The sequence below is a fragment of the Streptomyces sp. ISL-87 genome, from assembly GCF_018614095.1.
GTDB lineage: Bacteria > Actinomycetota > Actinomycetes > Streptomycetales > Streptomycetaceae > Streptomyces.
In genome coordinates this window covers 140327-153112 of sequence record NZ_JAGGOY010000046.1, presented here as the reverse complement: position 1 = coordinate 153112, position 12786 = coordinate 140327, and the positions used below count along the sequence as shown (strand labels likewise).

Annotated in this window: 10 protein-coding genes; 3 read left to right on the top strand and 7 right to left on the bottom strand. The window is 69.6% G+C overall.

The window, feature by feature from the left end; all coding sequences use genetic code 11:
* Positions 1 to 16 precede the first annotated feature (16 nt).
* Both J7I97_RS18525 and J7I97_RS18520 read right to left on the bottom strand, forming a co-directional pair.
* Positions 17 to 754: a hypothetical protein gene (locus J7I97_RS18525; RefSeq protein WP_214936245.1), complete on the bottom strand. Its 738-nt coding sequence runs from the start codon at positions 752 to 754 to the stop codon at positions 17 to 19.
* A 223-nt stretch (positions 755 to 977) separates the two neighbouring features.
* A complete protein-coding gene (locus J7I97_RS18520; protein ID WP_214936244.1) occupies positions 978 to 2156 on the bottom strand; it encodes a PP2C family protein-serine/threonine phosphatase in 1179 nt (392 codons plus the stop codon).
* A 410-nt stretch (positions 2157 to 2566) separates the two neighbouring features.
* On the opposite strand from J7I97_RS18520, the gene J7I97_RS18515 reads away from it, so the two are divergent.
* From J7I97_RS18515 to J7I97_RS18505, 3 genes are all read left to right on the top strand, one after another.
* Positions 2567 to 5338: a SpoIIE family protein phosphatase gene (locus J7I97_RS18515; RefSeq protein WP_251058920.1), complete on the top strand. Its 2772-nt coding sequence runs from the start codon at positions 2567 to 2569 to the stop codon at positions 5336 to 5338.
* 124 nt (positions 5339 to 5462) lie between these two features.
* On the top strand, positions 5463 to 6608 hold the full coding sequence (locus tag J7I97_RS18510) for an extracellular solute-binding protein (RefSeq protein ID WP_214936243.1): 1146 nt from the start codon (positions 5463 to 5465) through the stop codon (positions 6606 to 6608).
* A 455-nt stretch (positions 6609 to 7063) separates the two neighbouring features.
* The gene (locus J7I97_RS18505) at positions 7064 to 8146 is read left to right on the top strand and encodes a terpene synthase family protein (protein WP_214936241.1); all 1083 of its coding nucleotides are present in this window, start codon (positions 7064 to 7066) and stop codon (positions 8144 to 8146) included.
* A gap of 89 nt (positions 8147 to 8235) precedes the next feature.
* Here J7I97_RS18505 and J7I97_RS18500 read toward each other — a convergent pair whose 3' ends face one another.
* Genes J7I97_RS18500 through J7I97_RS39930 form a run of 5 tightly spaced genes read right to left on the bottom strand, consistent with a single transcriptional unit; the run spans position 8236 to position 12615 of the window.
* Positions 8236 to 9681 (bottom strand): cytochrome P450, encoded by a 1446-nt coding sequence (locus J7I97_RS18500; RefSeq protein ID WP_214936239.1) that lies wholly within the window; start codon positions 9679 to 9681, stop codon positions 8236 to 8238.
* Positions 9678 to 10301: an ATP/GTP-binding protein gene (locus tag J7I97_RS18495; protein WP_214936237.1), complete on the bottom strand. Its 624-nt coding sequence runs from the start codon at positions 10299 to 10301 to the stop codon at positions 9678 to 9680. The genes J7I97_RS18500 and J7I97_RS18495 overlap by 4 nt, the downstream gene beginning before the upstream one ends.
* Positions 10282 to 10638 (bottom strand): DUF742 domain-containing protein, encoded by a 357-nt coding sequence (locus J7I97_RS18490; RefSeq protein WP_214936235.1) that lies wholly within the window; start codon positions 10636 to 10638, stop codon positions 10282 to 10284. Before J7I97_RS18490 ends, J7I97_RS18495 begins: the two co-directional genes overlap by 20 nt.
* Positions 10635 to 11024, bottom strand: a complete 390-nt coding sequence (locus tag J7I97_RS18485) for a roadblock/LC7 domain-containing protein (protein ID WP_214936337.1) — start codon at positions 11022 to 11024, stop codon at positions 10635 to 10637. The genes J7I97_RS18490 and J7I97_RS18485 overlap by 4 nt, the downstream gene beginning before the upstream one ends.
* Before the next feature lie 19 nt (positions 11025 to 11043).
* Positions 11044 to 12615, bottom strand: a complete 1572-nt coding sequence (locus J7I97_RS39930; protein WP_214936233.1) for an ATP-binding protein — start codon at positions 12613 to 12615, stop codon at positions 11044 to 11046.
* Positions 12616 to 12786: the final 171 nt, after the last annotated feature.

The window sequence follows — 12786 nt, the reverse complement described above, 5'->3', positions numbered from 1 at the left end:
TTCCACGCCGCCGCGGTCAATCGACGTCATTGTGCACCATCCCGGTCTCGAGGGCCGCGCGGGCCTCCCGGGCGCGCTCCTCCCGGGAACGCCGTGCGACGGACTCGATCAGGGCGATCAGGGGCTGGGCGGTGTCGTCCGGTACGTCGGCCAGAGCCCGGGCAGCGTACGCGACAACGCCGAGCGAGGGATCCACCTCGCTCGCGGGCCCCGCGGTTCGCAGGCGCCGCAGGTCCTTGTCCTGGCGCTCCACAGTCCGCTCCAGCAGGTCCTTGTGGATCTGCTGCAGGACCCGGTCCAGCGCCTCGGCCGGCTCGGCGACCAGGAACTCGATCTTCTCTCCGAAGAATGCCGCGATCCCGGCGGCGTGGTCGAGGTTCGGCGCCCTGCCTGTCTTGATCATCTTGTCGAGCCACTGCGCACTGGTTCCCGCGCCGACCGCGATCTCCGCTATGGAGTACGCCCGTCTGCTGCCGTCCGCGGCCGCGCGCAGCCGCGTCGCGCGCAGGAACAGGATCCGCTCGACCACGCGCCGGTGGCGCGCCTCGACCACGTCCACACCCGGGCCGGGCTCAGCGGACCGCTCGCCGCGCAGCAGCTCCCGTACCTCCTCCACGGCCACCCCGGAGGCATACGACAGCCCGCCCTCGCCCTCTACCCGCAGCACGTCCCCGCGGTTCAATCCCATGCGGTCCAACAGCGAGTCGATCCGACGCACCGTGCCGATCAGGTCCTGAGCAGGCCCATCACTCACAAGAACTCCCGCGGTCATCGGACGAGGCCCTGCAAGGCTAGCAACCACCGTTGATCCGTCATCACCGATCCCTGGATCCCCCGATCACGCCGGCTCCGGGCTCGTCCTGGCCGGTCGCCGGCCGTTCGGGCCTTGGCCTGGTCGGTGGTGGTCGGCACGACCCGGGCGAGGCCGGGTACGCGTCGGGCCTCTCGGGCTGTTGCCCGACGCGTAATCACGGGGCCTATAGCGGACCCTGGGCCGGGCCTCCGGCCGACCCGCGCCCCTCGTCTTCGCGCCGGTCGACGAGGATGACCGCCACATCGTCCGCCAAGCGGCCCTGAGTGTGGCGAAACAACGCCTGGCGCAAGCCCTCCAGGAACGCCTGCCGGGTGTGGTCGCGCATGGTCACCATGGCCTCGGGCAAGTCGAAGAAGGTGCTGTCCCGGTCGCGGGCCTCGATGACGCCGTCGGTGCACAACAGCAGCCGGTCCCCCGGTGCGAACGGATAGCTGTCGGTCCGCCCGGGAGGACCGCTGATGAATTCCTCAAGACCGAGCGGCGGCAGGGGGGCGGTGGGCATCAGGGACCGGACCGTGCCGCTGCGCAGCAGCAGCGGCGGCGGATGGCCCCGGTTGATCACCTCAACACGGGGGCCGTCCGGGATCTGGGCCACCAGAGCGGTGACAAATGCCTCGAGAAGGGCGTCGTCACCGCCGACCGCGCCCGCGCCCACGACGACGGCGTCCCGCCGCAGGGCCGCTCCGCAGTGGTTGATGACCTCCACCAGGTCGTCCTCGTAGTGCACGGCCTCCCGGAATGCGCCCAGCACGACCGCGGCGGCCCGTACGGCGGGCAGTCCCTTGCCCCGGACGTCCCCGACGATCATCCGGACTCCGTACCGGGTCTGGACCGCGTCGTACAGATCTCCGCCGATCTGCGCGCCCGTCTCAGCGGCCAGGTACATGCTGGCCGCCCGTACGGGGCCCAGCCGGTCCGGCACCGGCCGCAGCAGGACCTCCTGGGCGGCCGTGGCGATCCGGCGGAGCTGGTTGAGCTCGTTCTCCCGGCGCGTGCGCGCGGCGCGGCTCGTCATGAAGCTCGCCACCGAGACCAGGAACAAGGCGAGGAAGTTCGTGTAGACCTGCTGGCCACCCCAGGCATGGTTGTAGGTGGCGGTGGTCACGCTGACGCCGACGGCCACTCCCGTCGCCGCGAGCGTGCCCTTGGGACCCATCGTCACCGCCGCCAGAGCGGGTGTCGCAACCAGCAAGGGGCCGGTATACACGACGTGCGCCGGCGTGAGCTCGACGAGGAGCACCAGCAGGGCGACCGCGAAGGGCAGGCACTCCGCGAGGGCGAAAAGGACCTGGTGGTGGCCGCCAGCTCCCGGTCCCGGGGGCGAGCGCAAAGGCGCTCTCATGAGTACAGCCTGCCTCGCCCGGACGCATGGCCGCCACTCCGGTTCACCGGTCCCCGTGGGCGGCCGGTCGCTGCCGGAACCGGCGTAGGGATAGAGCATCACGCCGGCCTCGGTCCGGGAGCGGCTGCGCCAGCCGTCCAACGCCCGGCGCCCTCCTGCCTCGGCCAGGAGCCACCGACGGTGGCCGGCAAACGTCGCCGGCTGCCGGGTGAGTGACTCCCGGCCCGGCGAGATGGCCAGCGGCGAGCCCGACCGGGACTGTCCAAACGGTCCTTCCCGGGACGCCACCCAGGGCCGACGGCGACCAGCACGAGCTCGTCCACCCCTCCGCGGAGGGGCGCCCGGATCGCTACCGCTCGGCGACCGTCGCTCCCCGCTGCCGACGACCCGTAGAGGTTAGAAAATGGAGTATGAGCGACCTCCTTGGATATTTCCGGCGCCAGGAGCATCAGGAGCACGCCCAGCCCCCCAAGGGAAGGGCGCCGCGGCCGCAGCGTCTGTCCTCCCTGCTGAGCGTGCGCAGCGTGGCCGGCGAGGTGTTCCTCCTGCAGCTGGCCGTCGTGGTGCTTCTCGTCGCCGCCGCGGTGGTGGCGCTCGTGGTGCAGGCCCGGAGCGACGCCATGCTGGACGCCCGGGACCGTACGCTCGCCGCCGCCGGAACGTTCGCGGAGTCTCCGGGAATCGTCGCCGCCCTGCGCAGCCCCCATCCGAGCGCGGTGCTACAGCCGAGCGCCCAGGCGGCCCGGAAGATCGCCGGGGTCGACGGCATCAACGTGTACACACTCGACGGGGTCACCCTCACCCACAGCGACCCGCGGCAGATCGGGAAGCACGTCGTCGGCCCCTTCTCCAAGGCGGCGGCCGGCAAGTCCTTCACCGAGACGTTCGAAGGGTCCCTGGGGCAGTCCGTGGTCTCGGTGGTCCCCGTCAAGGACTCCGACGGCCGCGTCATCGCCATCGTCTCCTCCCCGGTCACGGTCCAGAACGTCCAGAGCATGGTGAACCGGCAGCTGCCGGTCGTCCTCGGCAGCGCAGCCGCGGTGCTCGCCCTGTCCGCGGGCGGGACGGCTCTGGTGAGCCGTCGGCTGTTGCGCCGGACCCACGGCCTGGGACCGGCCGAGATGACGAGGATGTACGAGCACCACGACGCGGTGCTGCACGCGGTGCGAGAGGGCGTACTGATCGTCGGCGGCGGCGGACGGCTGCTGCTGGCCAATGACGAGGCGCGGCGGCTGCTGGATCTGCCGGTGGACGCGGAAGGGCTCTCCGTCACGGACCTGGGTCTGGAGGAGGGGATCGCCGATCCCATCGCATCGGGCCGTTCCGCGACCGACGAGCTGCACATGGCAGCCGATCGGCTGCTGGCGGTGAACATCCGGCCCACCGCCCCCTACGGGCAGGCCGGGACCGTCGTCACGCTGCGGGACACCACCGAGCTGCGGGCACTCTCCGGCAGGGCCGAGGTGGCCCGCGAGCGGCTGAAGTTGCTGTACGACGCGGGGGTGCAGGTCGGAACGACGCTGAACGTGGAGCGCACCGCGGAGGAACTGGCGGAGGTGGCGGTCCCGCGGTTCGCCGACGTGGTGACGGTCGACCTACTGGACCCGGTGCTGCGCGGCGAGGAGCCGCCCGAAACGAGCACCGAGATGCGCCGCACCGCCGTCGTCGGCCTTCAGGGCGACCACCCGCTCTCCCCCGTCGGCGAGCTGATCCGGTTCGGTCCCACCGGTCCCATGGCCGCCGGGCTGGCCGGCGGCCATGCGGTCCTGGAGGCGGACCTGCGCGCCACCCACCGCTGGCGGGCCCAGGACCAGGCCAACGCCCTGCAGATCCTGGACCGCGGCATCCACTCCCTGATCGTCGTGCCCCTGCGGGCCCGGGGCGTGGTGCTGGGGATGGCCGGCTACTGGCGGGGGCAGGACTCCCCGCCGTTCGACGAGGAGGATGTGTCCTTCGCCGAGGAGCTGACCGCCCGGGCGGCACTGTCCGTCGACAATGCCCGCCGCTACACCCGCGAGCACAACATGGCCGTGACCCTGCAGCGCAGCCTGCTGCCCCGGGGAGTACCGGAGCAGTCCGCCGTCGAGGTCGCGCACCGCTATCTGGCCGCCCAGGCCGGGGTGGGCGGTGACTGGTTCGATGTCATCCCGCTGCCCGGCACCCGAGTGGCCCTGGTGGTCGGCGACGTCGTCGGCCACGGTCTCCACGCCGCCGCCACCATGGGCCGCCTGCGCACCGCCGTGTACAACTTCTCCACCCTCGACCTGCCCCCGGACGAACTCCTGAGCCACCTGGACGAGCTGGTCACCCACATCGACACCGACGAGCAGGAGTGGCAGGGGATCACCGGAGCCACCTGCCTGTGCGCCGTCTACGATCCCGTCTCGGGGCAGGTGACCGCCGCCACCGCCGGTCATCCGGGCCCCGCTCTTGTCCGCCCCGACGGAACCGTGTCCTTCCCCGAGGTGCCGGTCTCCCCGCCGCTGGGCCTGGGCGCGGGTATGCCCGTGGAGACCATGACGGTCACCCTGCCCGAAGGCTCCCGGCTGGCACTCTTCACCGACGGGCTGATCGAGAGCCGCGACCGCGATCCGGACGCGGGCCTGGCAGCGCTGCGCGCCGCCCTGGCCGGGCCCGCCCGCACCCCGGAGGAAACCTGCACCGCGGTGATCGACGCGATGCTGCCCGCCAGGCCCAGCGACGACGTCGCGCTGCTGGTGGCCCGCACCCGCCGCTTGGACCCCGCGCGGATCGCCGAGTGGGACGTGCCCCCCGACCCTGCGGCGGTGTCCCCGGTGCGCAACGCCTGCGCCCGCCGACTTGCGGACTGGGGCCTGGAGGACATGGCCTTCACCACGGAACTCATCCTCAGCGAGCTGATAACCAACGCCATCCGTTACGGCACCGAGCCCATCCGGGTGAGGCTGCTGTACGACCGCAGCCTGGTCTGCGAGGTCTCCGACGGGTCCAGCACCTCCCCGCACCTGCGCCGGGCCGAGGCCACCGACGAGGGCGGCCGCGGCCTGTTCCTCGTCGCGCAGTTCGCCGAGCGCTGGGGCACCCGCTACACCGCCCGCGGCAAGATCATCTGGAGCGAGCAGGCCCTCCACGACGGGGCCGCACCGCCCGCGATGGATCTCGGGGAGGCGCTCCTGGCCGGGTGGGACGACGAGGGGTTCTGAGAACGCGCCGGGTACGGCAGCCGCAGGGAAGACAGCGGACACCACCATCTGGGACGGCGCTGCCGAGGCCCGCCGAACGTACGCTGGCCTAGATCAGTACGCGACCGCCCGTTATGGAGCCTTCGTGCCCGCACCCCGTCTCCGGACAGCCACCGTCGCCGCCTGCCTGGCCCTCACGGCCGCGCCCCTCGGCGGCTGCGGAGACAAACCCACCGCCGCGCCCAGAGCACCCGTGGTGGCCACCTCCGCCGCGGACGCCGGCGGCATGGCGGCACTGACCACAGCGGCGAAGAAGGAAGGCTCGCTCAACACGATCGCGCTCCCGAGCGACTGGGCCAACTACGGCGCACTGATCGACGGCTTCGAGAAGAAGTACGGGATCAAGGTCAAGGTGGAGAACCCGGAAGGTACCAGCCAGGACGAGATCAACGCCCTGAAGGAGCACAGGGGCGAAGGCCGCGCCCCCGATGTGATCGACGTGGGGGGCTCGTTCGCGCAGGCCGCGGCACGGCAGGGCCTGCTCGCTCCGTACAAGGTCGCCGCGTACGAAGAGATCCCCAAGGAACAGAAGGACCCGCACGCCCGCTGGTACAACAACTACGGCGGCTACATCTCGATCGGTTGTGACGCCAAGCGCGTCAAGACCTGCCCCGCGACCTTCGCCGACCTGCGCAAGCCCGAGTACAAAGGCAAGGTCGCGCTCAACGGCAACCCCACCAAGTCCGGCTCCGCCTTCGCCGGGGTGTACGCGGCGGCTCTGGCGAACGGGGGTTCCTTCGACGACATCCAGCCCGGCATCGACTTCTTCGCCGAGCTCAGCAAAAACGGCAACTTCATCCCGGTCGAATCCACCCCGGCCACGATCGCGAAGGGCCAGACCCCGATCAGCATCGACTGGGACTTCCTCAACCTCGGATACGCCGACGAGTTCCGCGAGAAGGGCACGGACGTCGGCTGGCGGACCGCCATCCCCTTCGACGGCAGCTTCGCCCAGTACTACGCGAACGGGGTGAACAAGGACGCCCCACACCCCGCGGCGGCACGTCTGTGGCAGGAGTACGTCTTCAGCCCGGAAGGCCAGAACATCCGGCTCGGCGCCTATGCACGCCCCGTCCTCATGGACGCCATGGAGAAGGACGGCACCCTCGACAGAGCCGCCGCGGAGAAACTGCCGACGGTCGAGGGCACGCCGACGTTTCCGACGGAAGCGCAGAGGGAGAAGGCGAGACAGGCCGTCAACCGCGGCTGGGCCGAGGCCGTCTCGGGCTGATGACCGCGGGCGGCCCCCGGCCGGCGTGCGCCCGCCCGTCCGGGCCGCATACCGGTGGCCACGGCACGCGCAGCCGCTGTCCTGCCCAACTGCAGGCCCTTTCGCTGGTGACCAGCTGGCGCTCGAGTGGAGCCCTGCACCCTCCTCGGAGGGCGAGACCACCTCCGTCGAGACCGTCACCTCGTGGCACTTGCGCGGACTTACGGAAAGCGCTCCGGAGGGATCGTTCCATTCCGCAAGGGACCTGTTCTGATCGGCAGTCCGTGGCGGGCAGGTTTGGAGAGCCGCGGGACGGGCATGGTCCGGCCTCACGGCAGGGGCGGTCGTCACCACATTGCGGGAGCGCCCGCAGCGCACCGCATCCCTCTGGCAGGCCGTCCGACGGCGTGCCCGAGCTCCCAGCGGCGAGGTGAGAACGACAGGGGGAACCAACTTCGTGCAGGCAGGCCGCTCGCATGGTGGTCCGCACACCGATGCGGGCCGAAGAGAGAAGGAGATTGGTCCCCATGACAGTACGTACCGTCGAGCTCCCCCAGCTGTGGATGCCCTATCCGCTGCGGGTGAATCCGTATCTGTCGGCCCTTCACGAGGAGAGCGAATCCTGGGCGCGCAAGATGGGCATGCTGGACGGCTACGAGGGGCCGTCGGCCCGCCGCGCGATATGGACCCGGCCCAAGTTCCGTGCCATGACCGTTGACCAGCTGACTGCCTGGACCCTTCCTGACGCCTCACTCGCCGGCCTCCGGCTCAACCACCGGTTCAATGTGTGGGCTCTGGCCTGGGACGACTACTTCGCCTCCGCCTTCAAACAGACCGGTGACCTCCCCGGCGCGCTGGTCTTCACCGCCCGGCTGCACGCCTTCCTGCGACCGGAGCACGGCGCCCGGTTACCGGAGCCGACGAATGCCGTCGAGAGGGGAATTGCCGATCTGCAACAACACCTCTTCCCCCCGAGTCTGGCGCACTGGCGAAACGAGTTCAACCGGGCCCTGGCGAGATACATCGATGCGGGAGTCGAGGAACTGGCCAACAGCCGCAGCGGCCGCATTCCCCACCTGATCGATTACGCCCCGTTCCGACGTGAGAGCTTCGCCGCCTATACCGCCTCCTATTCCGTCGAGTTGGCCACCGGCACTCGAATACCTGAGAAGATCCGGCACACCCGGACCGTCCGCGCCCTGCTCGATGCCTTCATGGACTTCATGGGACTGGCGAATGACATTGCCTCCTATGAAAGGGAAGTCCATGAGGAACACGACGTCAACAACCTCGTCCTGGTCGTCGGAACGTCATTGGGCATAAGCCGCCACGACGCCGTACCCGCTGCCTTGAATCTGGTGAACGCCCGCCTACGTGACTTCGAGCACCTCAGACAAAAAGACCTGCCCCAGCTCGTCCGGCGATCCGGGCTGCACCACGATGAGCGAGCCGAGCTGGCAACGTGGCTCCAGGGAGCATGCAGTTTTCTGTCCGGCCTCCATGCCTGGTACACCGGAGCACCCCGCTACGCCCCCGCGGACGTCTCGTTCCAGGAGTAACGGCAGCGGGCCGGATCCGAGGGTACCGACAGACACTCGTCGGTACCCTCGGCTGTGGCGCTCGGCGCTTATGCACTGGCCGTGCCGGTCTACCGCCTCCGCAGGAGGCGTCCGACGCGCGTCCACCACGAGGCACGGGGTTCAGGCCGGCGTTCCGACTCGGGGCCGGGCACCGGACGCAGCGGCGCTGATGGCATCCCGTTGCTCTGGGCGGGCGGGGCCGGAAGCGGGCCCGGGACGTCGTTGGCCTGGGGAGAGCGGGAAGCGAAGTTCACTGGTAGTGCCGTGAGATGCCGGGCCCAGGTGGAGGAACGCCAGGTCAGACTTTCCTCGGGGACGGCCAGGGTGATGTCGGGAAGGCGGGTGAGCAAGATGTCGATGCCGGAGTCGGCGATGATGCGGCCGATGTCCTGGCCGGGGCATTCGTGGGTACCGGCGCTGAAGGACAGGTGCGCGCGGTTGTGGTGCACAGGGGTCGAGGGATCCGGGCGGATCGCCTGGTCGACGTTTCCGGCGGCCAGGCCCAGCAGGAGCATGTCTCCCGCCTTGATCTGCTGTCCACCGAGGGTGGTGTCACCGTTGGCCCAGCGGCCCGGGCACACCATCAGCGGTGGCTCGTCCCAGAGGACCTGCTCCACGGCTTCGGGCAAGGTCATCTGACCGCCGGCCAGCGAACCGCGGAACCGGGGGTCGGTGACGACCATGCGGACGACGTTGGACATGAGGTTGGCGGTCGTTTCGTAGCCGGCGAGCAGGATGAGGCGTAGGTGATGCTGGACCTCCTCGTCCGTGAGGTTGGCGGGATGGGCCATCAACGCGGAGGCGATGTCGTGCCCTGGGCGGGCACGCTTGGCGACGACGAGCTGTTCGAGGCTCTCCAGCACGTAGGCGTTGCTGGCGAGCGACGTCTCGGTGGCCTTGAAGAGGTCACGGGCGGCGTGCACGAGCTTGGGGCCGGACTCGTCCGACATTCCGAGCAGATGGGTAAGAGTGAGCATGGGCAGGTGCTCGGTGAACTGGCCTACCAGTTCCGCCTCGCCGCTCTCACAGAATGTGTCGATCAGCTGGTGGGCGAAACGGGTGATGTGACGGCGGATTCCGCGGTGGTCGAACTGGCTGAGGCTGGCCGTGACCGCACCACGCAGTCGCTGGTGTTCCTCGCCGTCCGCGCAGACGCAGTCGGGACGCCAGCCGATCATCGGCACGAGCGGCGAGGTGGCGGGGTCGATCTCCCCGCTCGTCCAGCCGTGCCAGACGCGGGGATCGCGGGAGAACTGGGTCGGGCGGCTGGCCACGTCACGGTTCTCGAGGTACCCCAGGACGAGCCAGGCGCGTACGTCGCCGTCGAGCAGAACGGGCGCCACCGGACCGTGGGTGGCACGCAACTTCTCGTACAGACCCATGGGGTCCGTCGCCGCTGCGGCGCCGTAGAGCCGGGTGGCTCCGTCGGTTCCTGTGGCGGTGTGGGCCGGGCAGCCCGGGGGCGGGGTCGGCCCGGGCTTCGCGGTGGCGTGTTCAGCAGGTGGAATGGTCATGCGGTCTCCTGGGCGGCGGCGAGGGTGCACAGGTAGGCCATCAGCGAGAGCAGGGCGTCGCGGCAGGACGCCCGGTCCCGTGCGTCACAGGTGACGATGGGCACGGATTCGCTGAGGGCCAGAGCAGTGCGCAAATCTGGTACGGGGTACTGCGGAGCCTCCGGGAAGGCGTTGACGGCCACGACGAACGGGACGCGGCGGTCTTCGAGACGGGTGATGACCTCGAAACAGACTTCGATCCTGCGTGTGTCGACGAGGACCACGGCGCCGAGCGCGCCTTCGAAGATGCCGTTCCACAGGAACCAGAAACGCTCTTGTCCCGGAGTCCCGAACAGATAGAGGACCAGCTCCTGGTTGATGCTGATCCGTCCGAAGTCCATCGCGACGGTCGTGGTGTTCTTGCCTTCGGCGCCGGGGTTGTGGTCGATCCCGACGCCCGCCTGAGTCATGGTCTCTTCGGTGGTCAGGGGCGGGATCTCGCTCACCGCCCCGACCATGGTCGTCTTGCCGACTCCGAAGCCGCCGACGATCACGACCTTGACTCCCCTGGCGCCGTGAGGCAGCAGTACATCGGTGTCACGCGGGCCGGCATCAGGCGCGTCAGAGCTTACGTAGTCCATGGATCACCGCCTCCAGAAGGCCGCGTTCGGGGTATGCCGCCACAGGCACGGGCGCGATGGCCTCGACCCGCTCGTCGTCGACGAGTTTGGACAGCAGCACGGTGACGACGCTGAACGGAAGACTGAGGTACGCCGACACCTCGGCCACCGAGAGCGGGTATGTGCACATGGAGAGGATGGCCGCCTGCTCGGGCTGCATCGCGGGTTCGGGCTCGGACCTCGCCGCGATGAGGGTGACCAGGTTGAAGGTCTTGGCCGAGGAACCCGGGCCACCGGTAATGACATAGAGCGGAACGGGGGTGCCTTCATCCCAGGGGTCCTGGTTCTCTGATGTCACACCGCCTGCCCGACGTCCTCACGAGGCGGGCTGGTCATGTGCTGGCCGATCCGGACCACCAACGTCCGCATGCGGTCGCCCAGAAGTCCGGCGTCCACCTCCTGGTCGGCCAGCACCGCGAGATAGGCCCCGGGACCGGCCGCCATCAAGGAGAAGTACCCGCCGTCGGCCTCGATCCCGACCATCCGCGTCGAACCGTCGCCGTGCGGGAACATCTGCGCGATGGCCCTCGCCAGGCTCTGGATACCGGAGCAGGCGGCGGCGATCGCGTCAGCGGTGTCGGGCGCCGTGTTCGCCTGCCCGATGCACAGGCCGTCCGACGACAGGACGACCACGTGTCGCACGTAGGGGACGCCGCCCGCGAGTTCCTTGAGCATCCAGTCCATGTTGGGCAGTGGCTGCACGTTACTCAACCTCATCTGACGGTTCGCTGTGGGGAGTGGAAGGTTCGGCGACTGATCTCTTCTCGCCGTTGAACGCCTCCCACATCAGACCCGGCTGGCGGGATGTGCCGGAGGTGCCCCGGGGGGCAGCCGGAGCGACGGGGGGCGTGGGAGTCGCCAGTACGACCGGTTTCGGGACGGGCGACTCCCGTCGTCGTTGCGGAAGTCCGTTGGCGGTCTTCCTGACCTCGCCGGAATCCATGGCGGCATCGCGCGCCGGCGTCGGCCGGGGCAGGATCGGGCCGCCCGTGCGCTTCCGGACGGGCTCCTGGGGCCTCACGACAGGCTGCGGCACCGTGGTGATCAGACGCCTGGGCACGAGCACGACGGCCCGTACACCTCCGTAGGCGGAGGTGCGCAGGTCGACCTCGCAGCCGTGCTCGCGGGCCAGCCTGCTGACGACGGGCAGGCCGAGCTGTGTAACCTCGCCCAGGCCCGCCAGATGGATACCCGACAATGCCTGCGCCATGACGCGTCCGATGTGCTGCCGGACTTCTTCGGTGAGTCCGACCCCACGGTCCTCGATCTCGATTGCGATACCGGAGGGCACCTCGCTCGCGGTCACCTCCACCGGGGTGTTCGGCGGCGAGAACGTCGTGGCGTTGTCGAGCAGCTCGGCGAGCAGATGGATCAGCGGCTCGGCTCCCGGGCCGATCACAGCCACCTCTGTCACCGCCTGCAGCTTCACGCGGGGATAGTCCACGATGCGTGACATGGCCCCCCGCAAGACGTCGTAGAGCGGAATCGCCTTCGACCACTGACGCCCGGGCCGAGCGTCACCCAGGACCGCGATGCTGGCCGCGAGGCGGCCGATCAGCGCATTGCGATGGTCGATGTCCTGCAGACCGCGGGAGACCACGACATCCGTACCGTGGAGGATCTGCATGGAATGGAGGTCCTTGGCGAGCTGATGCACGATCGCCTGAACCCTGCGCGCGACGGCCACAAGTGCCCGCTGGGAGGAGTCCCGTGTGTGCTCCTCGGCCTCCACGGCTTCCAGGAGCGTCTGCAGAGCCCCCCTGAGCGCTTCGCTGAACTCGCCGTCGAGGTGTTTGCCGAAGGCGACGGCCTGCAGGATCTCCGAGGCGGGAACGCCCTTCTGCAGACGGGCGACAGCCGCGGGAAGGAGCTCTTCGGCGAACCAGACTGCGGTGGCCCGCTGATCGGCCAGGCGTCCGGTCAGCGCGGCCTCACGTTGCGCGTGGTACTCGTCTGCCTCGGCACTCGCCTGCGCGTGGCGGGCCGCTTCTGCCGATCGCAGTCGGCGCGCGGTCTCGGCCGAGGTGATGACCGTCAGGACGACCGCGGCAAGGCCGCACCAGGCAACCGGTGTCCGTATGTGTGCAGGGGAAAAGAGCAACGCTATGGCGGAGGCTCCCGCCAGAACTCCGGGAGGGAGCAGCCATACCCGGGCAACTACAGTTGGCCGGGCTCTGGAAATTGCACCTGAACGAACCATCAGGGGGTCCCTATACAGTCTGAAAATGAGCGGACTGAGGCGATGCGATGCGCCGAAAGGAACGACGGGCTTCACTCGGGCATGTACGAGTGCTCCGATGAGGCCCCGACGGGTCGCTTCGAGATCGCGCCGATGGTCGCTTCCCTTTGCAGCCACGCTCCGTCCGCGCGCACCACAGCGTCCATGACTCGCTGTGAGCGCAGCGCAACACATCGGGGAGCATAGTCAGTTCGGGTTCGCCATGTG